Annotated in this window: 21 protein-coding genes; 7 read left to right on the forward strand and 14 right to left on the reverse strand. The window is 73.5% G+C overall.

Going from position 1 to position 22435, the window contains the following annotated elements; all coding sequences use genetic code 11:
• The first annotated feature begins 26 nt into the window (after nt 1–26).
• Nucleotides 27–1220, forward strand: a complete 1194-nt coding sequence (locus tag ACZ5OX_RS23615; RefSeq protein WP_465632689.1) for an MFS transporter — start codon at nt 27–29, stop codon at nt 1218–1220.
• A 6-nt stretch (nt 1221–1226) separates the two neighbouring features.
• On the opposite strand, the gene ACZ5OX_RS23620 is transcribed toward ACZ5OX_RS23615, so the two are convergent.
• The 3 genes from ACZ5OX_RS23620 to ACZ5OX_RS23630 all read right to left on the reverse strand — a co-directional run bounded on the left by ACZ5OX_RS23620 (nt 1227) and on the right by ACZ5OX_RS23630 (nt 3939).
• A complete protein-coding gene (locus ACZ5OX_RS23620; protein ID WP_465632691.1) occupies nt 1227–1745 on the reverse strand; it encodes a gamma carbonic anhydrase family protein in 519 nt (172 codons plus the stop codon).
• A 59-nt stretch (nt 1746–1804) separates the two neighbouring features.
• Nucleotides 1805–3136: a serine hydrolase domain-containing protein gene (locus tag ACZ5OX_RS23625; protein WP_465632693.1), complete on the reverse strand. Its 1332-nt coding sequence runs from the start codon at nt 3134–3136 to the stop codon at nt 1805–1807.
• Nucleotides 3137–3372: 236 nt separating this feature from the next.
• Complete coding sequence (locus tag ACZ5OX_RS23630; RefSeq protein ID WP_465632695.1) at nt 3373–3939, reverse strand: DJ-1/PfpI family protein; 567 nt, start codon at nt 3937–3939, stop codon at nt 3373–3375.
• Between the two features lie 257 nt (nt 3940–4196).
• On the opposite strand from ACZ5OX_RS23630, the gene ACZ5OX_RS23635 reads away from it, so the two are divergent.
• Both ACZ5OX_RS23635 and ACZ5OX_RS23640 read left to right on the forward strand, forming a co-directional pair.
• On the forward strand, nt 4197–4745 hold the full coding sequence (locus tag ACZ5OX_RS23635) for an RBBP9/YdeN family alpha/beta hydrolase (RefSeq protein WP_465632697.1): 549 nt from the start codon (nt 4197–4199) through the stop codon (nt 4743–4745).
• A gap of 35 nt (nt 4746–4780) precedes the next feature.
• A complete protein-coding gene (locus tag ACZ5OX_RS23640; protein ID WP_465632699.1) occupies nt 4781–5392 on the forward strand; it encodes a hypothetical protein in 612 nt (203 codons plus the stop codon).
• A gap of 121 nt (nt 5393–5513) precedes the next feature.
• Here the strand turns inward: ACZ5OX_RS23640 and ACZ5OX_RS23645 are convergent, their stop codons facing one another.
• The 3 genes from ACZ5OX_RS23645 to map all read right to left on the reverse strand — a co-directional run bounded on the left by ACZ5OX_RS23645 (nt 5514) and on the right by map (nt 9546).
• Complete coding sequence (locus ACZ5OX_RS23645) at nt 5514–7823, reverse strand: transglycosylase domain-containing protein (protein ID WP_465632701.1); 2310 nt, start codon at nt 7821–7823, stop codon at nt 5514–5516.
• A gap of 413 nt (nt 7824–8236) precedes the next feature.
• Nucleotides 8237–8662 (reverse strand): acyl-CoA thioesterase, encoded by a 426-nt coding sequence (locus tag ACZ5OX_RS23650; protein ID WP_465632703.1) that lies wholly within the window; start codon nt 8660–8662, stop codon nt 8237–8239.
• Between the two features lie 116 nt (nt 8663–8778).
• A complete protein-coding gene (map, locus tag ACZ5OX_RS23655; RefSeq protein ID WP_392883573.1) occupies nt 8779–9546 on the reverse strand; it encodes a type I methionyl aminopeptidase in 768 nt (255 codons plus the stop codon).
• 135 nt (nt 9547–9681) lie between these two features.
• Between map and ACZ5OX_RS23660 the strand changes: the two genes are divergently transcribed.
• The gene (locus ACZ5OX_RS23660) at nt 9682–9951 is read left to right on the forward strand and encodes a helix-turn-helix domain-containing protein (RefSeq protein ID WP_449790119.1); all 270 of its coding nucleotides are present in this window, start codon (nt 9682–9684) and stop codon (nt 9949–9951) included.
• 100 nt (nt 9952–10051) lie between these two features.
• On the opposite strand, the gene ACZ5OX_RS23665 is transcribed toward ACZ5OX_RS23660, so the two are convergent.
• From ACZ5OX_RS23665 to ACZ5OX_RS23675, 3 genes are read right to left on the reverse strand one after another with little or no spacing between them, the layout of a single operon-like run.
• Nucleotides 10052–11446, reverse strand: coding sequence for an ABC transporter substrate-binding protein (locus ACZ5OX_RS23665; RefSeq protein ID WP_465632705.1), 1395 nt, complete (start codon nt 11444–11446; stop codon nt 10052–10054).
• Between the two features lie 48 nt (nt 11447–11494).
• Complete coding sequence (locus ACZ5OX_RS23670) at nt 11495–12394, reverse strand: carbohydrate ABC transporter permease (protein ID WP_465632707.1); 900 nt, start codon at nt 12392–12394, stop codon at nt 11495–11497.
• Nucleotides 12391–13329 (reverse strand): carbohydrate ABC transporter permease, encoded by a 939-nt coding sequence (locus ACZ5OX_RS23675; RefSeq protein WP_449809046.1) that lies wholly within the window; start codon nt 13327–13329, stop codon nt 12391–12393. Before ACZ5OX_RS23675 ends, ACZ5OX_RS23670 begins: the two co-directional genes overlap by 4 nt.
• A 227-nt stretch (nt 13330–13556) precedes the next feature.
• On the opposite strand from ACZ5OX_RS23675, the gene ACZ5OX_RS23680 reads away from it, so the two are divergent.
• Nucleotides 13557–14243 carry an SMI1/KNR4 family protein gene (locus tag ACZ5OX_RS23680; protein WP_465632709.1) on the forward strand — a complete coding sequence of 229 codons (687 nt, stop codon included), beginning with the start codon at nt 13557–13559 and terminating at the stop codon, nt 14241–14243.
• 42 nt (nt 14244–14285) lie between these two features.
• Here the strand turns inward: ACZ5OX_RS23680 and ACZ5OX_RS23685 are convergent, their stop codons facing one another.
• The 3 genes from ACZ5OX_RS23685 to ACZ5OX_RS23695 all read right to left on the reverse strand — a co-directional run bounded on the left by ACZ5OX_RS23685 (nt 14286) and on the right by ACZ5OX_RS23695 (nt 17155).
• The gene (locus tag ACZ5OX_RS23685; RefSeq protein ID WP_465632711.1) at nt 14286–15047 is read right to left on the reverse strand and encodes an SDR family NAD(P)-dependent oxidoreductase; all 762 of its coding nucleotides are present in this window, start codon (nt 15045–15047) and stop codon (nt 14286–14288) included.
• Complete coding sequence (locus ACZ5OX_RS23690) at nt 15044–16498, reverse strand: MFS transporter (protein WP_465632712.1); 1455 nt, start codon at nt 16496–16498, stop codon at nt 15044–15046. Before ACZ5OX_RS23690 ends, ACZ5OX_RS23685 begins: the two co-directional genes overlap by 4 nt.
• Before the next feature lie 78 nt (nt 16499–16576).
• Nucleotides 16577–17155: a TetR/AcrR family transcriptional regulator gene (locus ACZ5OX_RS23695; protein ID WP_465632714.1), complete on the reverse strand. Its 579-nt coding sequence runs from the start codon at nt 17153–17155 to the stop codon at nt 16577–16579.
• A gap of 151 nt (nt 17156–17306) precedes the next feature.
• Between ACZ5OX_RS23695 and ACZ5OX_RS23700 the strand changes: the two genes are divergently transcribed.
• Complete coding sequence (locus ACZ5OX_RS23700; RefSeq protein ID WP_465632716.1) at nt 17307–17783, forward strand: DoxX family protein; 477 nt, start codon at nt 17307–17309, stop codon at nt 17781–17783.
• Nucleotides 17784–17848: 65 nt separating this feature from the next.
• Here ACZ5OX_RS23700 and ACZ5OX_RS23705 read toward each other — a convergent pair whose 3' ends face one another.
• Nucleotides 17849–18160 carry an MTH1187 family thiamine-binding protein gene (locus tag ACZ5OX_RS23705; RefSeq protein ID WP_465632717.1) on the reverse strand — a complete coding sequence of 104 codons (312 nt, stop codon included), beginning with the start codon at nt 18158–18160 and terminating at the stop codon, nt 17849–17851.
• A gap of 103 nt (nt 18161–18263) precedes the next feature.
• The gene (locus ACZ5OX_RS23710; protein WP_465632743.1) at nt 18264–19748 is read right to left on the reverse strand and encodes a SulP family inorganic anion transporter; all 1485 of its coding nucleotides are present in this window, start codon (nt 19746–19748) and stop codon (nt 18264–18266) included.
• Nucleotides 19749–20483: 735 nt separating this feature from the next.
• Here ACZ5OX_RS23710 and gcl point away from each other — a divergent pair.
• Nucleotides 20484–22265 (forward strand): glyoxylate carboligase, encoded by a 1782-nt coding sequence (gene gcl, locus ACZ5OX_RS23715; RefSeq protein ID WP_465632719.1) that lies wholly within the window; start codon nt 20484–20486, stop codon nt 22263–22265.
• Nucleotides 22266–22435 lie beyond the last annotated feature (170 nt).

Consider the following 22435-nt stretch of genomic DNA (forward strand, 5'->3'; position numbering starts at 1 on the left):
CGTCGGCATCACCCCGGAGTCACCCCTTGCCTCTCGCGCTGCTCGCGCTGGCCGTCACCGCGTTCGCCATCGGAACCACCGAATTCGCCGCCATGGGGCTGCTCCCCCAGGTCGCCGACAGCCTCCACGTCTCCATCCCGCAGGCGGGCTGGCTGATCTCGGCGTACGCGCTGGGGGTGGTGGTCGGTGCGCCGCTGCTGACCGCGCTCGCCGCCGGGCGGCCGCGCAAGGCGGTGCTGGTGGCGCTGGCCGGGCTGTTCGCGACCGGCAACCTGCTCTGCGCGGTGGCCCCGGACTTCTGGACGCTGGCCGCCGCCCGGCTGGTCACCGGGCTGCCGCACGGCGCGTTCTTCGGCGCGGGCGCGGTGGCGGCGGCCGAACTGGTGGCACCGGACCGGCGGGCCCGGGCGGTGGCCGTGATGTTCTCCGGGCTGACCGTCGCCAACATCGTCGGCGTCCCGGCCGCGACCCTGCTCGGCCAGCACCTGGGCTGGCGGGCGACCATGCTGGTGGTCGTGCTGATCGCGGCCGCCGGGACGCTCGCCATCGCCCGGCTGGTGCCCGCGCTGCCCTCCCCCGGCCAGTCCGGGCTCCGGCACGAGCTGCGGGCCTTCCGCAGCGGGCAGCTCTGGCTGGCGCTGGCCACCGTGGTGTTCGGCTGCGGCGGCTTCTTCGCCTGCTACAGCTACATCACGCCGCTGCTCACCGAGGTCTCCGGGTACGCCACCGGCTCGGTCACGCTGGTGCTGGCACTGTTCGGGGTCGGCATGACGATCGGCAACGTGCTGGGCGGGTTCGCCGCCGACCGGGCGCTGCGCCCGACCGTCTGCGCGGCCTTCGTGCTGCTCTCCGCCACCCTGGCGCTGTTCGCGGTGACCGCGCACGCCCGCTGGTCGGCGGCCGTCACGGTGGTGCTGATCGGGCTGTTCGGCTTCGCGATCGTGCCGGCCGTGCAGACCCTGGTGCTGCAGAAGGCGCGCAGCGCGCCGACCCTGGCCTCGGCGACGGTGCAGGGCGCCTTCAACCTGGCCAACGCCCAGGGCGCGTACTTCGGCGGGCTCGCCCTGGACGCCGGGCTCGGCTGGACCGCGCCGACGCTGGTCGGCGCGGTCCTGGCCGCCTCGGGAACGCTGGTCGCGGTGCTCGCCTGGGCGGTCGACCGGCGCCGGCCGGCGCCCGTTCCGACGGAACCGGCGGCGGCCGCGATGACCACGGTCTAGATCGGCCTAGATCTCCCGGTGGGCCTCGGCGAGGAGCCGGTAGCCGGCGCCGTTGTCCCTGATGCCCGACTTCTCGTCCTCGGTCAGCTCGCGGCGGACCTTGGCCGGGACGCCGGCGACCAGCGAGCCGGGCGGGACGACCATGCCCTGCGGCACCACCGCGCCGGCCGCGACCAGCGAGCCGGTGCCGATCCGGGCGCCGTTGAGCACGGTGGCGCTCATGCCCACCAGCACGTCGTCCTCGACCGTGCAGCCGTGCAGCACGGCGTTGTGGCCGACCGAGATCCGCTCGCCGACCACCAGCGGGAAGCCGGGGTCGGCGTGCAGGGTGCAGTTGTCCTGGATGTTGCTGCCCGCGCCGACGGTGATCGACTCGGCGTCGCCGCGCAGCACCGCGCCGTACCAGACGCTCGCGCCGGCGGCGACGGTCACGTCCCCGATCACGACGGCGTTCGGGGCCACGAAGGCGCCCGGGTCGACGGCGGGCTCCCTGCCCCCGACTGCGGCGATCAGCGGCTCTGCCATGGCGCGTCCTCCTGGTGACGGTGTGGGCCGTTGGGTCGCCGGTCAGCGTAGGGGGTCGGTCACGGCGCCATGCGGGCGAGGTCGGGTACGGCGGCGGTGGGCCGGGCGCCGCAGAGGGCGGTCGTGGTCACCCTGTGCCAGGCCGCGTTGGCGGCGTCCGGGTCCGGGATGTCGTAGACGGTGGTGTTCGCGGCGAACGCGCGCCGTCCGTCCGGGGAGGCGAGCATCATCGTGCTGTAGCCGGGGATGCCGCCGGCGTGGCCCCAGAAGGGGCCGCAGGGGGCGTCCAGGCGCTGGAGCCCGAGGCCGTACGTCCGGCCCTCCCCGTGGGCGGTGGTCTCCTTCATCGCGGCGAGTTCGGCCGGGCGCAGCAGGCGGCCGCCGAGCAGGGCGTCGAGGAAGGCGGTCAGGTCGGCGGTGGTGGAGATGCCGCCGCCGGCGGAGCCGGCCATGGAGGGGTTGAGCACGGTGACGTCGACCGGGCCGGTGGCCGCCTTGACGTAGCCGTGGGCGTGCGGGCCCGGGATGAACGGGAGGTCGCCGGGCATCCAGGTGTCGACGAGGCCCAGCGGGCGGATGATCCGGCGGGTGACCTCGTCGTTCCAGCTGTGGCCGGTGAGCTTCTCGATGATCATCCCGACCAGGATGTAGTTGGTGTTGGAGTACTGCCAGTCCTGGCCGGGGGTGAAGGCCGGCGGGTACCTGTTGGCGAGGTCCACCAGGTCCCGCAGCCGGTAGGACGTGTAGCGGCGGTCGCTCAGCCAGTCCGGGTCGTCGAACCGGAAGGCCGGGTCCTGGGTGTAGTCGGCGACGCCGCTGGTGTGGTCGAGCAGTTGCCGCACGGTGATCGCGGTGCTGTTCGGGACGACGCCCGGCAGCAGGCACTCCAGGCGGTCGTCGAGGCCCAGCCGGTGCTCGCCGACGAGTTGGAGCAGGGTGGTGGCGACGAAGGTCTTGGTGGCGCTGCCGATCCGGAACGCGCCCTCGGGGTCGGCGGGCTCGCCGGTGGCGAGTTCGGCGACGCCGGTGGCGTTCCGCCAGACCAGCCGGCCCCGTTCGCGGACGGCGGCGAGGGCGGAGGTCGAGTAGCCGGGGTCGGTCATCCCGGCGAGGGCGGCGTCGGCGGCCGTCCAGTCGCCCCGGCGCTCGGCGGCGGCGCGCTCGGCGGTGGTGCCCTCGGTGGGGGTGCCCTCGATGGGGGTGCCCTCGGCACCGGGGACGGCGAGGTGCACGGCGCCGTGGCAGCCGGGGGTCGGCAGGAAGTCGACGGGTCCGGCGACGGCGGCCGGGGCGAGGGCGGTGAGCAGGCCGACGCCCACGGCGGCGGCGACGGCGACGCGCAGGGCCTTCCGGCGGCGACCTGGGGCGGGGGCGGTCGGGTCGGCGGTCATGCCGTCCTCCCTGGTCCGGGGTCGGAGGAGTGGTCAACTCCGAGTGGCGGGTGCTCACTTGACACCATGTCGCGCCGACCGGGAGCGGGTCGTCCACCTGGGGACGGGCTCCGACCCCGAGGAACCCCGGAGCCGGACCCCGACGCGTCTCGGGGTCCGGCTCCGGCGGTCCGGCTCCGGCTCCGGCGGTGCGGGTCCGGTGAGCGGCGGTGCGGGTCAGGCGCCGGCGGTACGGGTCAGCCGAGCGGCGCCTTGGTGCGCAGGACCTCGATGAAGGCGCGCAGCCACGCCGGGTGGTCGGGCCAGGCGCGGGCCGAGACGACCACGCCGTCCACCACCGCCTCGCCGTCCACGAACTCGGCGCCCGACGCCTTCACGTCCGGGGCCAGCGCCGGGTAGGCCGAGGTTCGGCGGCCGTCCAGCAGGCCGGCGGCGGCGGTGATCAGCGGGCCGTGGCAGATCTGGGCGACGGGCTTGTCCTCGTCGAAGAAGTGCCGGGCGATCCGCTGCACCTCCGGGTCGTTGCGCAGGTACTCGGGGGCGCGGCCGCCGGGGATGACCAGGGCCACGTAGTCGGCCGGGTCGACGTCGGCGAAGGCCAGGTCGGCGGGCCAGGTGTAGCCGGGCTTCTCGGTGTAGGTGTCGAACCCCTCGACGAAGTCGTGCACCACGAACTGGAGGCGCTTCTTCGTCGGGGCCGCGATGTCGACCTGGTAGCCCTCCTCGCGCAGCCGCTGGTAGGGGTAGAACACCTCCAGTGACTCGGCGGCGTCCCCGGTGACGAGCAGGATCTTCGATGTCATCGCCGACATCCCTCCACGTGGTCGAGCCTCAGGTCGGGTACGGGCGCCGGGCCGTGGCGGCCGGCCAGGGCCCGGTCCAACCTCCCGTACCGGCGGCACCGTTGGCAACGGGGCGCACCGGGCGTACGACGGCGCAGAACGGAGGTGCGCGCGCCTGTTGCCGGGGGTGCGCGCCGGGTCGGCCGCCCGGATGCGGGGGCCTGACGCCCGCGGCCTAGACTCCTGCTGCCCACGACCGTCCTTCTCCGGAGGAGCCCATGCCGGACCGCACCACCCACCTCGTCCTTCCCGGCTACCAGAATTCCGGCCCCGAGCACTGGCAGACCCGCTGGGAGGCGGCCGAGCCGGAGTCCTTCCGCCGGGTCGAGCAGGCGGACTGGGACCACCCGGAGCGGACGGACTGGGTGGCCCGGGTGGACGCGGCGGTGGCCGCGGCCGCCGCCGAGGGCCCGGTGGTGCTGGTCGCCCACAGCCTGGGCTGCGTCACGGCGGCCCACTGGGCGGCCACCGCCTCCGCCGAGCGGACCGCCGCCGTCCGGGGCGCGCTGCTGGTCGCCCCGGCGGACGTCGACACCGCCGAGGTCCCGGAGCTGGTGAACTTCCGCCCGGTGGCGCTGGAGCGGTTCCCGTTCCCGACCATCGTGGTCGCCTCGACCGACGACCCGTGGGTCTCCGCGGAGCGGGCCCGCGCGTTCGCGGCCGCCTGGGGAGCCCGCTACGTCGAGCCGGGCGCGTACGGACACCTCAACTCCGACTCCGGGCTGGGCGACTGGCCTCAGGGCCGAAAGCTGCTCGCCGAGCTGTGACCGCCACGACGGCGGACGGGGGAAACGGGGGAACGATGAACCGACGGACGACGGACCGACGGACGTCCCGGGCCAGGCGCGTGCTGGTCCGGATGCTGGTGCTCGGCGGGCTGGCCGCCGTGCTGCTCTACACCGAGGGGCAGTGGGAGAGCCGGTCGGGCGGGCGGATGGCGGTGGCCGACCTGCTCAACCGGCCGGGGCTGCTGCTCGGCGGGGCGCTGGCGGCGCTGATCGCCGCCGCCTGGCTGAGCGACCTGCGCACCGCCGTGCGGACGGCCACCCGGGCGGTCACGGTGACCGCCGGGGTGGTGTTCCTGCTCGGCGTGCTGGCCGTGCACAAGGTGTCGGCGGCCGAGACCCGCAGCCGGGAGGACGCCCCGGCCGGGGCCGAGAACGCCCTGGTGGTGGTGCACCGCTCGTACGCCACCGGGCCGGAGGCTGACGAGCACTGGCAGGTGCTGCTGGAGAGCGGTGAGGGCTGGTCGGCCCGGCGCTGGTCGCTGGCGGACGTCGGCCGGGGCCGGGGCGACGCCCGGCTGGTGGAGGCCCGCTGGACCGGGCGCTCGCAGATCACCGTGGTGACGGACTCCTACCGGCGGGTGTTCAACCTCGACCAGGACAGCGGCGAGCCCGTCGAGGCGCGGTAGCCGGCGATCGAGGTGTCGGAGGCCGGCGGGTGGGGCGCGGTAGCCGGCGATCGAGGCGCGGCAGGCCGACGGGTGGGCCGCGGCCCCGCGCGAGCACCCGTACTCGCGCGGGGCCGGCGGTTCACTGCTCCTCGGGGTCGGTGGCACCGGGCGGTACGGGCGACCCGGTACGGCCGGGGGCCGGGTTGACGCCGCGCGGCCGGCCGCCGTTCGTCGGGCTGCCGGTGGCGGGGGCGCCGGTGCAGGTGACCGAGCCCGGCGAGCCGCTGGAGGTGGTGCAGTTGGGGTCCCGTCGGACCGGGTCGGGGATGTAGACGGTGGTGAAGTCCTTCTCCGGCATGTTCCGCACCGCGTCGCTCATCGCCTTCTGCCAGATCGGCCCGGGGCCGGTGGCGCCGAAGACCTCCGCCTGGTAGGTGCCGCCGATCCGGATGTTGCGCATGGGCACCTTGGTACCCGGGCTGCCCAGCCAGACCGAGCCTGCCAGGTTGCCCGTGTAGCCGGTGAACCAGGCCGACTTCTTCTCGTCCGTGGTCCCGGTCTTGCCGGCGATCTGGCGGCGGTCGTCCAGGCCGAGGTCCCGTGCGGTGCCGCCCTTCTCCGTCACCCCGAGCAGCACGCTGTTGATCACGTCCGCGGTGTCCTCGGACATCGCCGGGGTGCACCGGGCCGGGGGCACCGGGACGTCGGTGCCGCCCACCGTGGTGATCCGGTTGATCGCCAGCGGCGCGCAGTAGGTGCCCCGGGCGGCGAAGGTCGCGTACACGTTCGCCATGGTCAGCGGGGTGACCTCCTCGGTGCCGAGGCCGAGCCCGGGCACCTCCGACAGCGGCGAGCCGTCGGCCTTTCCGGCCACGCCCAGCTTGTTGGCCATCTGCTTGACCGCGCAGAGGCCGATCTCCTGCTCCATCTGCACGAAGTAGGTGTTCACGGAGAGCGCCATGGCCTGCTTGAGCTCGTACGGGCCCACCTCGGAGGCGCTCTCGTTGGGGATGGTCCCCTCCTTCTTGCCCTTGCTGAGGTTCTTCCAGGTGCCGTCGCAGGTCCGCATCGTCGGCCAGTCCATCCGGTTGGGCGAGTCGTACCGCTGGGTGGGCGGCAGACCGGCCTCCAGGGCGGCGGCGGCCACGATCGGCTTGAAGTTGGAGCCGGGCTGGAAGCCGATGCCGCCGCCCATCGCCGCGTCGACGTTGTAGTTGACGACGGTCTCGTTCTTCTCCCTGGCCAGGCCGTACGGGCGGGTCTGGGCCATCGCCAGGATCTTGCCGCTGCCGGGCTCGACCATCGTCATCGCGGCCGAGACCGGGTCGGTGACGTACACCTTGGTGGAGACGGCCTTCTGGGCGGCGGCCTGCTTCTCCGGGTCCAGGGTGGTGTAGATGTTCAGGCCGCCGGTGTCCCAGAGCCGCTTGCGCTCGGCCGCGCTCTTGCCGAAGGCCGGGTCCTGCTTGACGACGTGGCGGACGTAGTCGCAGAAGAAGCCCATGCCGGCCTGCGCGGTGATGCAGCCGTTGCGCGGGTCCTGGTAGTTGAGGCCGAGCGGGGCCGCCTTCGCCTCCCTGGCCTGGTCGGCGGTGATGTGCTTGTTCTCCACCATCTTGTCGATCACGGTGTCGCGGCGCTTCTGGGCGGCCACCGGGTGCAGCTTCGGGTCGTACTGGGACGGGTTCTGCACCAGCCCGGCGAGCATCGCCGCCTCGGGCAGGTCGAGGTCCTTGGCGTCCTTGCCGAAGTAGCGCTGGGAGGCGGCCTGGATACCGTACGCCTGGTGGCCGTAGAAGGTGATGTTGAGGTAGTTGGTGAGGATCTGCTCCTTGGTCAGGTCCTCCTCCAGCTTGATGGCGTACCGGAGTTCCTGGATCTTGCGGCCGAGGGTCTTGCGCTGCGCCTCGCGCACGGCGTCCGCGTCGTCGCCGGCCTTCTCCACGTTGACGTTCTTCACGTACTGCTGGGTGAGCGTGGAGGCGCCCTGGACGGCGGCTCCGCTCTCCGCGTTCTTGGTGATCGCGCGCAGGACGCCCTTGAGGTCGACGGCGCCGTGCTCGTAGAAGCGGGCGTCCTCGATGTCCACCTGCGCCGTGCGGATCAGCGGGGACATCTGGTCGGCGGATATGACGGTGCGGTCGCGCTCGTAGACCTTGGCGATCAGGCCGCCGCCGGCGTCGAAGATCTGCGTGGCCTGGCTCAGCGGCGGGGTCTTGAAGTCGTCGGGGATGCTCTCGAAGCCCTCGGCGCCGTTCTTCGCGCCGAGTCCGACCGCCCCGGCCGCCGGGAGGATCAGGCCCGCCACCAGGATGCCGCCCAGCACGCTGGCGCCGAGGAAGGTGGCCGCGTGGCCCAGGATGCCGAGCGGGGTCTCGCGGCGCCTCGGGCGGGGCACCCAGGTGTCGCCCGGGTCCGAGGCGGCGGGTATGCGGCTCTTCGGTGACATAGATCGAACACTACGGCCGTGAACAGGTGCTGGGGGACGGGTGTTGGCGAAGGATTGTCACAAAATCGCGACGGATTCGACTCATTCCCGAGCGTCGAACGGGCGTGCACGCCGGGGCAAGGGCCGTTCGTCCACGGCTCGTTGCCCCCCGCGCGCCGCTCCCCGCTCCCCCTACCGGTCGCTCAGCTTGCCCGGCAGAGGACGTCCCCGGCCGGGCGGCGGCCGGTGGTCAGGCAGTCCGTCACCACCCCGTCGGCACAGGCGTTGTCCAAGCGCCTGCCGCGGCCGGGAACTTGGGCCCTTCCGGGCAGCGGGCCGGCCGGGGGTGGGGAAAGCCTCCGGGAAGGGGTGGAGACCGCTGCAGGGGCGGTCTCCGGCCGCGGAGGATGGTGGGGGCGGAACCGGGTGTCGACTCAGAGGCCGAGCAGGCCCGGGTCGGCGGCCAGGGCGCGCAGCGGTTCGCGCGGGTCGGCGACCAGCCTGCGCTCCTTCAGGTCGAGGATGCCGCCGACGCCGGTGATCTCGGCGGCCAGCACGCCGTCCTCGCGGACCAGCCGCTGGACCACCTGGAAGGTCTTGCCGTCTCGCCAGGTGAACGAGCAGCCGACCTCCACCGAGTCGCCCGCGCGCAGCTCCCGCAGGTACTTGACCGTGGTCTCCAGGACCACCGGGCCGACGCCCTCTTCCACCAGGTCCGTCTGGCGGATCCCGGCCGCCCGGAGGTACTCCCAGCGGGCGTGCTCGGCGTACTGGAGGTAGACCGCCTGGTTGAGGTGACCCTGTGCGTCCGTCTCGTAGCCGCGGACGGTGATGCGTGTGCTGAAGGCCTGATCACTCATGCCCCGCACGGTACTCCGGGCCACCGGGGCACCACCGCGTGTCCTCCGTCACCCCGGCCGGACGGCCTCCGGGCCCACCCGGACAGGGTGGTGGTCGACGGCGGTGCCCGGTCGGATCAGGGCAGGGTGAGGACGCGCGGGCCGTCCTCGGTGACGGCGACGGTGTGCTCGATGTGGGCGGCCCGGCGGCCGTCGACGGTGCGCAGGGTCCAGCCGTCCGGATCGGTGCGGTGGTCGTCGCGCCCGCCGGCCAGCAGCATCGGCTCGATCGCCAGCACCAGACCGGGGCGCAACGGGTAACCCCGGCCCGGGCGGCCCTCGTTGGGCACGTGCGGGTCCTCGTGCATCCGGCGGCCGATGCCGTGGCCGCCGTAGCCGTCCAGCAGGCCGTACCGGCCGGCGCGGGCGACGGTGCCGATGGCGTGGGCGATGTCCCCGGTCCGGTTGCCGACCACGGCGGCGGCGATGCCCGCCTCCAGGGCGCGCCGGGTGGTCTCGATCAGGGCGGTGTCCTCGGGGCGGGCGGTTCCGACGGTGAAGCTGACCGCCGAGTCCCCGGCCCAGCCGTCCAGGACGGCGCCGCAGTCGATGCTCACCAGGTCGCCGTCGCGCAGCCGGTAGCCGTCCGGGATGCCGTGCACCACGGCGTCGTTCACCGAGGCGCAGATGACGGCCGGGAACGGGACGGGCGCGAAGGCGGGGCGGTAGCCGAGGAACGGCGAGGAGGCTCCGGCGGCCTTGAGCACCCCGCGCGCCACCTCGTCCAGCTCCAGCAGGCTCACGCCGACCGCGGCCTGTTCCCGGACGGCCGCCAGCGCGTCCGCCACCACGCGTCCGGCCTCGCGCATCGCGGCCAGCCCGGCGTCCGACTTGAGTTCGACCATGGCGCATCCCTCCTGGATCCAATTCTTATACCGGTATTTGTATCACGGTCGATCGATGGGCGGGACGGCACCGCCTGACGGTGCCGCAGGACCGTCCCGGGAAGGATCCGGGAGACAGGCCCTAGACTCGTCGGCATGGTGAGGACTCCGCTGACCCCGTGGGAGCGCGAGCGCGGCGAGCGCTTCGGGGCGCTGCTGCGCGAGGCGCGCGGCGAGCGCAGCATGGTCGAGGTGGCGGCGGTGGCGGGCGTCTCGGCGGAGACGCTGCGGAAGATCGAGACGGGCCGGGCACCGACACCGTCCTTCTTCACCATCGCCGCGCTGGCCTTCGCGCTCGACCTCTCGCTGGACGAACTGGCGGCCGCCTGCGCGCCCCCGGAGGACGGCGAGGCGCTCTCCGCCTGAACGGCGGCGGCCCGCCCCGCGCGCGGTGCGCGGGGCGGGCCGTCGTCGTGGCGGCGCCCGGTGGCGGCGCTGAGCCGTGGCGGGTTCAGCCGTGGCGGGTTCAGCCGACCGAGCTGTTGTAGCTCTCGATCGCCGGCTGCAGCTCCTTCGCGGCGTCGGCCAGAGCCTGCTGGGCCGGCTTGGTGCCCGCGATGGTCTGCTCGATCGCGGTCTCCACGCCCTTACGGGCCTGCGGCATCACGCCGAGCAGGCAGCCGGCCGTGGCCGGGGTCGGCTTGGTGGCCTTCAGCTGGTCGATCGCGGTCTGGAACTGCGGGTACTTGGCCACCCACTCCTTGTCCTTGGGGTCGTCCAGGGACTTGGTGTTGACCGGGAAGTAGCCGGTGCCGGTGTGCCAGACGGCCTGCTGCTCGGGGGCGGAGACGAACTTCTCGAACTCCCAGGCGGCGCGCTTCTCGGCGTCCGAGTGGCCGGGGCCGCTGATCCACAGCGAGGCGCCTCCGATCACCGGACCGCCCTGGTCGGCGGCGGTGACCTTCGGGAAGGCCGCGGTGCCGACGCCGAACTTCGCGGCCTCGGTGTAGCCGCGCAGCACGCCGGTGGACTCCAGGTGCATCGCGACCGTGCCGGCCTTGAACGCGGCCTGGGCGTCGTCGGTGGTGCGGCCGGTGTTGGCGGCGTACCCGCCCTTGACCAGGTCGGCCCACCACTGGACGATCCGGGCGCCCTGGGCGGAGTCGAAGACGACCTTGCCGGCCTTGTTGCCGCGGCCGTTGTCGTTGTCGCAGTACATGGCGCCGGACTCGGCGAGCAGCTGCTCGACGAACCAGCCGTAGATGGCGGCGCCGAAGCCGTACCGGACGGTCTTGCCGTCGGCGTCCTTCTTGGTGAGCTTCTTGGCCAGCTCGCCCAGCCCGTCGAGGTCCTTGGGCGCCTGGGCCGGGTCGAGGCCGGCCTCCTTGAAGGCGTCGGTGTTCAGGTAGAGCAGCGGCATCGAGGAGTTGAACGGCATCGACTGGAGCTTGCCGCCGACCGAGTAGTAGTTGCGGATGTTGGCGTCCAGGTCGTCCAGCGCGTAGCCGTCCTTGTCGGCGAAGGCCTGGGCCGGGACGGTCTGCCTGGAGTCGATCATGAACCGGGTGCCGATGTCGTAGACCTGCGCCAGGGCGGGGGTGCCCTTCTGCTGCACCGCGGCCTTGTACTTGGTGACCAGCTCGTCGTACTTGCCCTGGAACTCCGCCTTGACCTCGATCTTGCCCTGGTGGGCGGCGTTGAACTGGCTGACCAGGCCGTTCAGCACGTCGGCGTTCTTGCCGGTCATCGAGTGCCAGAACTCGACGGTGGTGACGCCGGAGGCCTGGTCGAGGGCCTGGGCGTCGGGCGCGCCGGCGTCGGAGGAGCCGCCGGAGCCGGAACCGGAGCCGCTGGAGCTGCAGGCGGTCAGGGACAGGCCGGCCACCAGCAGGGCCGCGAGCGCACGCGCACTCTTCTTCACGAGGGTTCTCTCTCTATCCGGGAAAGCGGGTCGTGGACGGGAAGCGGGTCAGCGGACGGCGCCCGCGGTCAGGCCGCGGACGATGAAGCGCTGGCCGAAGACCACCAGGGCGAGGGTGGGCAGCAGGGAGAGCACGACGCCGGCCAGGATCAGCCCGGGGTCGGCCATCTCGGAGTCGCGCAGCGAGGTCAGACCGATCTGGAGGGTCTGCATGTTCGCCGTGCGGGTGATGATCAGCGGCCAGAAGTACTGGTTCCAGGCCGACAGGAAGACGTAGATCGACAGCGCCGCGAGGGCCGGCTTGTTGAGCGGGACGACGATCCGCCACAGGAAGCGCCAGTGGCCGGCCCCGTCGATCCGGGCCGCGTCGCGCAGCTCGCCGGGCAGCTGCCGGAAGGCCTGGCGCAGCATGAAGGTGCCGAAGCCGGAGGCCAGGAAGGGCAGCACCAGGCCGAAGTAGGTGTTGCCGAGCCCCCAGCCGGACAACGTCAGGTAGTTGGGGATGATGATGGCCTCCCAGGGGACCATCAGCGTGGCCAGGAACACCCCGAACACCACGGCCCGCGCCTTCATCGGCAGGAAGACGAAGGCGTACGCGGCGAGGATCGAGGTGAACAGCTGGGCGAGGGTGATGACCGTCGCCACGATCGCCGAGTTGGCGTACTGGCGGGCCAGCGGGATGGCCTCCACGGCGCCGGAGAAGTTCCGGCCGGTGACCGAGTGCGGCACCAGGGCAGGCGGGTAGGAGGAGAGTTCGGACGGGCCCATGAAGGCGCCGGCGATCGCGTAGTAGACCGGGAAGGCCACGGTGACGACGGCGACGGCGAGCAGCAGGTAGACGGCGGCACGGCCGAGCAGGTCGCGCGGGGAGCGCCCGGCGAGGGCGCGGGCGCGCGCGCGGGGCGCCTCGGCCGCCGCCTTCTCGGCCTCGGTGGTCAGGGTGGTCACGCGTAGTGCACCTTCCGCTCCAGGACGCCGAACTGGACGGCGGTGCAGGCGAGGACGACCACGAGCAGCACCACGGCCTGGGCACTCGCGGTGCCGAAGTCGCTGGAGCCGTAGGCGAAGGCCTTCTCGTAGACGGAGTAGACGAGGGTCCGGGTGGAGCCGTCCGGCCCGCCCTTGGTGAGGATGTGGATCTGGCCGAAGCTCTGGAGCGCGTGGACGGTGGAGACCACGGTCAGGAAGAACAGGTTCGGACCGAGCATCGGGATGGTGATCGAACGGGCCAGCCGCAGGCCGGAGGCGCCGTCGATGCGGGCCGCCTCGACGACCTCGCCCGGGATCGACCCGATACCCGCGGAGAGCACCAGCACGTTGTAGCCGAGGTTCATCCACACCGTGGTGACGGCCACCGAGAACAGCGCGTAACGGGAGTCGGTCAGCCAGCCGACCGGGCCGAGGCCGACGTGCGAGAGCAGGCCGTTGAGCACCCCGCTGGCGGGGTTGAAGAACACCGCGAACACCACCGAGGCACTGGCCACCGAGAACGCGAAGGGCAGTGCGAAGGCCGAGCGCAGCAGCCGCACACCGCGGATCCGGTTCTCCAGGAGCAGGACCAGCGCCAGCGCGCCGAGCACCCCGGGAACCACGGTGATCAGCGTGAACAGCGCCGTGGTCGTCAGGGTGCGGCCGAAGTCGGCCGAGGCGAACAGGTCGGTGTAGTGCTTCGTCCCCACGTAGCGCGAGGGCGCACCGAAGAGGTCGTTGGCGTGCCCACTGAGGTAGACGGTCCGCCCCAGCGGGTAGCCGATGAAGAGGACGAAGACCACCAGGGACGGCAGCAGGAAGGCCCAGGCGAGCCCGTGTTCGCCCCAGCGTCCTCCCCGGTGCGCTCGTGGGCGGCGGCCCGGGAGGGCCGCGGTGTGCGGTGCGGTCGGCATCTTTCGCGCGTCCGCCTTTCGTGATGTCGGTTCAGGCCGAAACCGTGTCTTGCCCGAACGACGGCCCGGAAACCTCGTGGTGATCAACGGGTGTCACCGGGATTACGCGTTCGCGTCAGATCCGGCCGGTCGTGCGCGGACGGGCGGCGAACGGGCGGCGGAGCGCCAGTTGGGCGGGCGGTCCGGCGGTTCACCGCGCTGTCGGAGGGGTGGCGTACGGTGCGCGGGTGGACGAAACGGAATTCGACATCCCGGCTGCAATGGCCGAAAGTGTGCGCTCCCGCGCGGGTGCCTGGGAACTCGTCAGGGGCTTCGCCGCGTACTGGGGCGAGCCACTGGGCCCGGACGACGGCTTCACGGACGCGGAGTTGGACGCCGCCGAGCTGCGCCTCGGCCTGCGGCTGCCGGCGGCGCTGCGCGAGGCGTACCGGTTGTTCGGCCGCCGGGCGGACCTGACCAGCAGCCAGGACGTGCTGCTGACCCCGACGGAGCTGTACGTGCTGGACGGCGCGCTGGTGTACCGGGCGGAGAACCAGGGCTGCGCGTACTGGGGCGTGCTGCTGGACGACCTCGACCGGGAGGACCCACCGACGGTGGGCCGGCTCGACCTGGCGGACAAGTCGCGGGAGCGGTGGGAGCCCTGGGAGGAGAACTTCTCGACGGCGGCCGCGGCGATGGCGCTGATGGAGAAGCTGCTGGAGGACCACGAGCTGACCGACTTCCTCGACCTGGCGGACGAACTGCCGGTCGGTCTGCGGGAGTTGCCCGCGCTCGGCCGCAACTTCCGCTGGTACCAGGGGCCGGAAACGCTGATCGGGGTGACCGAGGGGGCCTGGGTGGCGGCCCGGGCACGCACCCCGCAGGCGCTGGAGGCGCTCTACGAGGCGGTGCCCGGGGAGTGGCTGGGCGAGTGAGCCCTGCGGCGATCGCGGCGACGATCGCGGCGGAGGAGCCGGTCAGGCGGAGGAGCCGCCGTCCAGCACCAGGTCGCTGCCGACGGTGTAGCCCGCCTCCGGCGAGGCCAGGTACAGCACCGCGGCGGCCACCTCCTCGGTCGCGCCGACCCGGCCGACCGGGACCTCGGCCCTCATCCGCTCGGCCTTGGCCCCGGCGTCCTCGCCCGGCAGGGAGGACATCGGGGTGTCCACCGCGCCGGGGCTGACGGTGTTGATCCGCACGCCCTCGGCGATGTGGTCGAGGGCGGCGGCCCTGGTCAGCACGGTGACCGCGGCCTTGCTGGCGGCGTAGGCGCCGACGCCCGCGACCCGCCGGTGAATACCCAGATTGGCCGAGACGTTGACGATCGCGCCGCCGCCGTGGGCCCGCATGTGGGCGATCTGCGCCTGCATGGCGAGCAGGGTGCCGGTGACATTGGTGCCGATCACCCGCTGCCACTCGGCCTCGTCGATCTCGGCGACCGGGCCGGCCGCACCGAACACTCCGGCGTTGTTGACGGCGACGTCCAGGCCGCCGAACAGCTCGACGGTCTCCCGGACCAGCCGGGCGGCGTCCTGGGAGTCGGTCACGTCGCCGGTGAGCGCGACCGCCTTGCCGCCGGCCCGCTCGATCAGCTCGACGGTCTCGGTGAGCGGCCCGGCGGTGCGGCCGGCGACCGCCACCCGGGCGCCCTCGCCCGCGAAGGCGAGCGCGATGGCCCGGCCGATGCCGCTGCCGGCGCCGGTGACCAGGACGGACTTGTCGGCGAAACGCGTGGTCATGGGGTGAACTCCTCGATGTGGTTGGCGTGTTCGGTTGCGCTGGGGATGGTGGTCGGATCGGGGACGGTGGTCCCGTTGGGCATGGTGGTCGGATCGGGGACGGCGCTGCGGGGCAGGGCGGCGACCGCGACGGCGGTGAGCGCCAGCCCCGCCGCGGCCGCCGCGAAGGCCGCGGCGTAGCCGCCGACGGCGCTCGGGCGGGTGGCGGCGAGCGCCATCAGGGCGGCCAACCCCGCGGTGGGCCCGAGTTCCATGGCCGTGTTGAACACCCCTGCGGCCAGCCCGGTGCGCTCGGGCGGCACCCCGCCGGTGGCGAGCACGGCCGCACCGGCGAAGGCCGCGGCGGCGCCGACGGGCAGCAGGAGCAGTCCGGGCAGCAGGCCGGGGGCGTATCCGCTGTCGGGGGCGAGCCCGGCGAGCAGGCCGAGTCCGGCGGCCGCCACGGCGAGGCCGCCGGCGGTGACCGCCACCGGCCCGTACCGGACGGTCAGCCGGCCCGCCAGCCGGCCGGAGAGCAGCAGGACCGCCGCGTACGGCAGGAAGGCGGCGGAGGTGGCCGCGGCGCTCCAGCCGCGCAGCTGCTGGAGGTAGAGCGAGAGCAGGACGAAGGTGAGCGCGGTGCCGGCGGCGGTGGCCATGACGGCGGCGAGTGCGGTGGCGCGGCGCCGGTCGGCGAGGAAGCCGGGCGGCAGCAGCGGGTCGGCGGTGCGGCGCTCGGCGGCGGCGAAGGCGATCAGCAGGGCGAGCCCGGCGGCCAGCGGGCCGTACGTCCCGGGGCTGTGCCAGCCGTGCTCGGTGGAGCCGACCAGGGCGTGACTCGTCGCGCAGACACCGGCGGTGGCGAGGACCGCCCCGCGCAGGTCCAGTGCGGGGCGGGTACCGGCGGGCGCGGGGGCGGGCAGGGCGGCGGAGCGGGCGAGGCCGACCAGGGCGACGAGCACGGGCACCGCGAACAGCCAGCGCCAGGAGACGGCGGCGGCGACCGCGCCCGAGACCACGCTGCCGGCGGTGGCGCCGAGCACCGACAGGCCTCCCCAGGTGGCCATCGCCCGGCGGTAGGCGGCCGGTTCGGGATGCAGCACCCGGACCACCGCGACGGCGGCCGGGGCGGCCAGGGCGGCGCCCGCGCCCTGCACGAAGCGGCTGGCCAGCAGAACGGGGTAGCCGGGCGCGAGGGCGCAGGCGATCGAGGCGGCGGCGAGCAGTGCCAGGCCCGCGCGGAGCACCGGGCGCCCGCCGTGCCGGTCCGCCAGTCTTCCGCCGAGCAGTAACAGGGAGCTGAAGGAGAGCCCGTAGGCGGCGCTGAGCAGCAGCACTCCGGACGGGCCGAGCCCGAACTCCCGTGCCACCAGCGGCAGTGGCACGGTCAGGATCGTGATGGTGAAGATCAGCACCGCCTGGACGACGCCGAGCAGCGCGAAGCCGTACCGGCCGGTAGTGATGGCGGCCATGTAAAACCCTCCCCCCTATATAGACCATTCGGTTCAGAATGAGCACAGCAGAAGACGCAGGCCCACATCGGCCGGCCGTCAGTCCAGCAGCGCCAGCGCCTGCTCGGCGGCGGCCCGCGCCCGGGCCCCGCCGTCGGCGGTCTTGCCCACCACCCGGATGCCCTGGAGCAGCACCACCAGCATCCGGGCGAGTGCCCGGGGCTCCCGCCCGGCGGGCAGTTCGCCCTGCGCCTCGGCCCGCAGCAGGGCCGCGGTGAGCAGCGTCTCCAGGCGGTCCAGGCTCGCCTCCACCCGGCGGGACGCGTCCGGGTCGTGCGGGGCCAGCTCGACCGCCGTGTTGGTGACGAAGCAGCCGCGCCGCCTCTCCCCCTCGCCCACCTCGGCGTACTGGCGGACCAGCGCCCTGACCGCGGGCAGCGCCGGGCCGGGCTGGGAGAGTTCGAGCATCCGCGCCGAGTCGCTCTGCTCGCAGTAGCGCTCTAGCGCCCGCAGGTACAGCTCTCGCTTGCTGCCGAAGGTCGCGTAGACGCTGGCCCGGGCGATACCGAGCCGTTCGACCAGATCGGCCATCGAGGTCGCCTCGTAGCCGCGCTGCCAGAACAGCTCCAGAGCCGCCTGCAGCGCCGCGTCCGGGTCGAATTCCTTCGTTCGCGCCATGCCGGGAACGGTAGTCCTTTCCGGATCGATCGGTCAAGAAAGGCCAATTATTGGTCCAGACCTGATCTCTGACGGAGCATTGCCAAGTGGACTAGACCATAGCTACCCTACCGATCCCATCCACCTCCTCCCCCCACAGGAGGCGCTTCGCATGCCCGCACACCGTTCCACCCACACCCGGCAGGCCGTCGACGCCGCCAGACCCGCCGTGCTGACGGCGTTCCGGATCGTCGTCGGCCTGTTGTTCATCTGCCGCGGCGCGTCCTCGCTGTTCGGCGTGCTCGGCGGCGCCAAGGGCGGCGGCGGCACCGTCCCGCTCGGCCAGTGGCCCGGCTGGTGGGCCGCGCTGATCCAGCTGGTCGGCGGCGCCCTGGTGCTGCTCGGCGCCGGCACCAGGGTGGCCGCCCTGCTCTGCTCCGGCTCGATGGCGTACGCCTACTTCACCGTCCACCAGGAGCACGCCCTGGTGCCCCTGCAGAACGGGGGCGAACTCGCGGTGATGTTCTGCTGGGCCTTCCTGGCCATCGCGGTGCTCGGCTCCGGCCCGTACGCCCTGGACCGCCTGCTCACCCGCCGACCCCGGGCCGCGTCGGCCGAACCAGCGGCCCGGCCGACGTCAACGGTCTGACCGACGCCAACGGTCCGGCCGACGTCAACGGTCTGACTGACCCGCCGGGCTGACCGGCTCCGACGTCACCGGCCCGACGGGTCGCCCGCGGCCAGGTGGCGCTCCACCGAGGCGACCTTGGCGGTGAGGCCGTCGGTGACCCCGGCCCGGTCGTCGATCTTGATGACCGTGCTGACCCGGTTGCTGTAAGTCTTCACCGCCTCGATCGCCGCCTTGATCACCGGCATCACCTCGTCCCACTCCCCCTCGATGCTGGTGAACATGGCGTCCGTGCGGTTCGGGAGTCCGCTCTCCCGGACCACCCGGACGGCGGCGGCCACCGCCTCCCCCACGTCCTCGCCGATCCCCAGCGGGGTCACCGAAAAGGCTGCGATCACGGCTCTGCGCTCCTTGCGTGTCGACGGCACTGGTCGCCGGTTCGGGTCGGCCCGAACCAGCGACCAGGCTAGAACCAGCGACCAGGCTAGATGTTCTGACCCGTCAGGCCACGGACGGCAGCGGCGGTTCGACCGCCAGCGGCGCGCTGGAGCGGGCGCGGTGCTGGGCCGCCCAGGAGACCAGGGCCACCGTACAGGCGTGGTCCAGATGGCGCAGCCCGGACCAGTCCAGTTCCACCGGCCGGTCCCCCGGCAGCCGTTCCAGGGTGTCCAGCAGCCGGGGCAGCCGCAGGAAGGTGGCGTTGCCGCTCAGCCGCACCCGGTGCACCGGCGCTCCGCTCTCCCCCTCCTGCTCCTCCACCGTGATCTGCAGGTGCGAGGTCTGCCAGGCGGACTTGGCCACCGCCAGGCCGACGCCGATCAGCACCCCGTCGAACAGGTCGGTGACGATGATCGCCGCCGCCGTCACCACCAGCACCAGCGCCTCGCCCAGGTGGCCGCGGCAGAGCGCGACGATCCGGCGCAGCGGCACCAGCTTGGCGCCGGCATGCACCAGGACGGCGGCCAGAGCGGTGAGCGGGACGAGCCCGAGCGCGCCGGGCAGCAGCGCGGTGAACAGCAGCAGCCAGCCGCCGTGCAGCACCCGGGAGGCCTTGCTCCGGGCGCCGGCCTGGACGTTGGTCGCGCTGCGCACGATCACCGCGGTCATCGGCAGCGCGCCGAGCAGCCCGCAGACGGCGTTGCCGACGCCCTGGGCGGTGAGTTCGCGGTCGTAGTCGGTGCGCGGGCCGTGGTGCATCCGGTCGACGGCGGCGGCGCTGAACAGCGTCTCGGCGGAGGCGATCAGGGTGAGGGCGACGATCGTGCCGAGCCCGGCGGTGCCCGCCAGGGCGGTCAGCGCGTCGCGGTCGGGCAGGTGCACCACGTCGAGCAGTCCGGCCACCCGGACCCGGGCCACCGGCAGGTCGGCGGCCGCGGTGACGGCGGCGGCCAGCCCGACGGCGGCCAGCGGGGCGGGGACGGCGCGGGCGGCGCGTTCCGGCAGGTACTTCCAGCCGACCAGGACCAGCAGGGTGCCGAGGCCCAGGGCGACGGCGCAGGGGTTGGCCGTGGCGGTCAGCACGTCGCCCAGCAGCGCGGGCAGTCCGGCGATCTTCTCCGGCCCGGTGGCGGGGGCGCGGCGGTCGGCGAGCGCGTACAGCTGGCCGAACACCAGGGTCAGTCCGATGCCGGCCAGCATGCCGTGCACCACCGAGGCGGACATCGCGCGGAACCAGCGGCCGAGCCGCAGGGCGCCCATCGCCAGTTGGAGCAGGCCGGTGCCGAGCACCAGGAGGCCGAGCGCGCCGGTGCCGAAGCGCTGGACGGCGTCGGCGACCAGGACGGTCAGCCCGGCCGCGGGCCCGCTGACCTGGAGGCTGCTGCCGGGCAGCAGGCCGGCCACCAGGCCGCCGACGATCCCGGTGACCAGCCCGAGTTCGGCCGGGACGCCGGAGGCGACGGCCACGCCGACGCAGAGTGGGAGGGCGACCAGGAACACCACCAGCGAGGCGGGCAGGTCATGGCGCCAGGGGACGGCGCGCAGCAGGGCGGCCGGGGTGCGGGGCCGGCCCGGCGGGCCGTGCTTGCGGAGGCGGCCCGGCGGGCTGTCGCTCCGGTGGGGCGGCGGGTTCACCCGGTCACCGCCAGGGACCGGGCAGGGGTGCAGCAGCACATGGGGGTGTTCCTTCCGCGCACCCGACGCAGCGGGCGCGCCGTTGCAAGGGCGGGGAGCAGGATGGCGGGGAAGGGCACCGCGGAGGGCGGCGAGAGCGGTACGGCCGCGGGTCCGGGCGGGACCAGAGCGCGGCGGCGGGTGTCGGGTCGGTGCGGCCAGGGGGTGCGTCCCTCGCTCGGGTGCGGCGGACCGGGCGCGCTGGTCCTGGACGGGGCCGCCGCCGGAGTTCCCCCGCTCCGCGGCGCTCCCAAACCCCCTTGCCGCGGCCTCAGTTGGACGTCACGGGCCCGGCGTGCCACCGACGGTACCCAGCACGGCGGGGCGGGCCCACCGGCGCCACCGCCTCTTCACCACCGCTGCACACCGGCTGCGCTTTCCGGCGCGGAGCGTCCGGTTCCACGGGCACACCAGCGCGACAGCCGTGCTGGCGTACGAATCCCCGCCCTCGGAGCAGCCGTCCGGCGCTGCCACATCCTGTTGAAGTCCCCTTGACGCCCCGCCGGACCCGCCCTACTTTGCTTCCACATACAGAAATAACTCTTCCGTATGGTGGAATTCGAGAGATGAGCCCTCCGAGCCACAGCGGGCCGACCCAGGAGAGATCCGATGCCCCGTATGACAGCCGCCCGCGCGGCCGTGGAGATCCTCGAACTCGAAGGCGTCAGGGCCGCGTTCGGCGTGCCCGGCGCGGCCATCAACCCGTTCTACGCCGCGCTCGAGGCCTCCGGCGCGATCGGACACACGCTGGCCCGGCACGTCGAGGGCGCCTCCCACATGGCCGAGGGCTACACCCGCGCCAAGGCCGGCAACATCGGGGTCTGCGTCGGCACCTCCGGCCCGGCCGGCACCGACATGATCACCGGCCTGTACTCGGCGATCGCCGACTCCGTCCCGATCCTCTGCATCACCGGCCAGGCGCCCGTCGCCCGGCTGCACAAGGAGGACTTCCAGGCCGTCGACATCGCCTCGATCGCCCGGCCCGTCACCAAGGCCGCCACCACCGTGCTGGAGGCCGCTCAGGTCCCCGGCGTGTTCCAGCAGGCCTTCCACCTGATGCGCTCCGGCCGCCCCGGCCCGGTCCTGATCGACCTGCCGGTCGACGTCCAGCTGACCGAGATCGACTTCGACCCGGAGGCCTACCAGCCACTGCCGGTCTACCGGCCGGCCGCCAACCGCACCCAGATCGAGAAGGCCGTCGCCCTGCTCCAGCGCTCCGAGCGCCCGCTGATCGTCGCCGGCGGCGGCGTCGTCAACGCCGACGCCGCCGGGCTGCTGCTGGAGTTCGCCGAACTCACCGGCGTCCCGGTGATCCCGACCCTGATGGGCTGGGGCACCATCCCGGACGACCACGAGCTGAACGCCGGCATGGTCGGCCTGCAGACCTCCCACCGCTACGGCAACGAGACCTTCCTCGCCTCCGACTTTGTCCTCGGGATCGGCAACCGCTGGGCCAACCGCCACACCGGCGGCCTGGACGTCTACACCGCGGGCCGCACCTTCGTCCACGTCGACGTCGAGCCCACCCAGCTCGGCCGGATCTTCGCCCCCGACCTCGGGATCTCCTCCGACGCCGGGGCCGCGCTGGAACTGTTCGTCGAGGTGGCCCGCGAGCTGCGGGACGCCGGTACCCTCAGGGACCGCAGCGCCTGGGCCGCCTCCGCCCAGGAGCGCAAGGCCCGGCTCCAGCAGCGCACCCACTTCGACGACGTGCCGCTCAAGCCGCAGCGCGTGTACGAGGAGATGAACCGGGCGTTCGGCCCGGAGACCCGCTACGTCACCGCCATCGGCCTGTCCCAGATCGCCGGCGCCCAGCTGCTGCACGTCCACCGGCCGCGGCACTGGATCAACTGCGGTCAGGCCGGGCCGCTCGGCTGGACCGTCCCGGCCGCGCTCGGCGTCGCCACCGCCGACCCCGACGGGCAGGTCGTCGCGCTCTCCGGCGACTACGACTTCCAGTTCATGATCGAGGAGTTGGCGGTCGGCGCCCAGCACCGCATCCCGTACGTCCACGTGCTGCTGAACAACTCCTACCTGGGGCTGATCCGCCAGGCGCAGCGGGCCTTCGGCATCGACTTCCAGGTCAGTCTGGGGTTCGAGAACGTCAACGCGACGGAGCCGGCCGGCTACGGCGTGGACCACGTCAAGGTCGTCGAGGGCCTGGGCTGCAAGGCGATCCGGGTCACCGAGCCGGAGGGCCTGCTGCCCGCCTTCCTGAAGGCCGGGAAGCTGGCCGCCGAGTTCCGCGTCCCGGTCGTGGTCGAGGCGATCCTGGAGCGGGTCACCGACATCCCGATGGCCGCCGCCGACATCGACGAGGTCCACGAGTCCGAGGAGCCGGCCACCCTCCCGGAGCACGCCCCGACGGCGATCAGGCCCCTGGCGCGCTGAGCCCCCCCTCGAACGCGTGCGCTCCGAGCGGTCGCGCGCCCGGCGTGGGGGGGGGGGGGGGGGGGGGGGGGTGGCCCCCCCCCCCCCCCCCCCCCCCACAAACAACAAAAAACCCCAGTCCGCCCAAATTCGGGGGGGCCCCCTTATTTCCGCAAAGGAATGCGCAGATC

It is taken from the genome of Kitasatospora sp. NPDC032121, assembly GCF_055580145.1.

What these genes read in the sequence shown, in the direction of transcription:
- ACZ5OX_RS23620 (WP_465632691.1), bottom strand. Translation starts at nt 1,745, where the DNA reads ATGGCAGAGCCGCTGATCGCCGCAGTCGGGGGCAGGGAGCCCGCCGTC.
- ACZ5OX_RS23625 (WP_465632693.1), bottom strand. Translation starts at nt 3,136, where the DNA reads ATGACCGCCGACCCGACCGCCCCCGCCCCAGGTCGCCGCCGGAAGGCC.
- ACZ5OX_RS23630 (WP_465632695.1), bottom strand. Translation starts at nt 3,939, where the DNA reads ATGACATCGAAGATCCTGCTCGTCACCGGGGACGCCGCCGAGTCACTG.
- ACZ5OX_RS23635 (WP_465632697.1), top strand. Translation starts at nt 4,197, where the DNA reads ATGCCGGACCGCACCACCCACCTCGTCCTTCCCGGCTACCAGAATTCC.
- ACZ5OX_RS23640 (WP_465632699.1), top strand. Translation starts at nt 4,781, where the DNA reads ATGAACCGACGGACGACGGACCGACGGACGTCCCGGGCCAGGCGCGTG.
- ACZ5OX_RS23645 (WP_465632701.1), bottom strand. Translation starts at nt 7,823, where the DNA reads ATGTCACCGAAGAGCCGCATACCCGCCGCCTCGGACCCGGGCGACACC.
- ACZ5OX_RS23650 (WP_465632703.1), bottom strand. Translation starts at nt 8,662, where the DNA reads ATGAGTGATCAGGCCTTCAGCACACGCATCACCGTCCGCGGCTACGAG.
- map (WP_392883573.1), bottom strand. Translation starts at nt 9,546, where the DNA reads ATGGTCGAACTCAAGTCGGACGCCGGGCTGGCCGCGATGCGCGAGGCC.
- ACZ5OX_RS23660 (WP_449790119.1), top strand. Translation starts at nt 9,682, where the DNA reads ATGGTGAGGACTCCGCTGACCCCGTGGGAGCGCGAGCGCGGCGAGCGC.
- ACZ5OX_RS23675 (WP_449809046.1), bottom strand. Translation starts at nt 13,329, where the DNA reads ATGCCGACCGCACCGCACACCGCGGCCCTCCCGGGCCGCCGCCCACGA.
- ACZ5OX_RS23685 (WP_465632711.1), bottom strand. Translation starts at nt 15,047, where the DNA reads ATGACCACGCGTTTCGCCGACAAGTCCGTCCTGGTCACCGGCGCCGGC.
- ACZ5OX_RS23690 (WP_465632712.1), bottom strand. Translation starts at nt 16,498, where the DNA reads ATGGCCGCCATCACTACCGGCCGGTACGGCTTCGCGCTGCTCGGCGTC.
- ACZ5OX_RS23695 (WP_465632714.1), bottom strand. Translation starts at nt 17,155, where the DNA reads ATGGCGCGAACGAAGGAATTCGACCCGGACGCGGCGCTGCAGGCGGCT.
- ACZ5OX_RS23700 (WP_465632716.1), top strand. Translation starts at nt 17,307, where the DNA reads ATGCCCGCACACCGTTCCACCCACACCCGGCAGGCCGTCGACGCCGCC.
- gcl (WP_465632719.1), top strand. Translation starts at nt 20,484, where the DNA reads ATGCCCCGTATGACAGCCGCCCGCGCGGCCGTGGAGATCCTCGAACTC.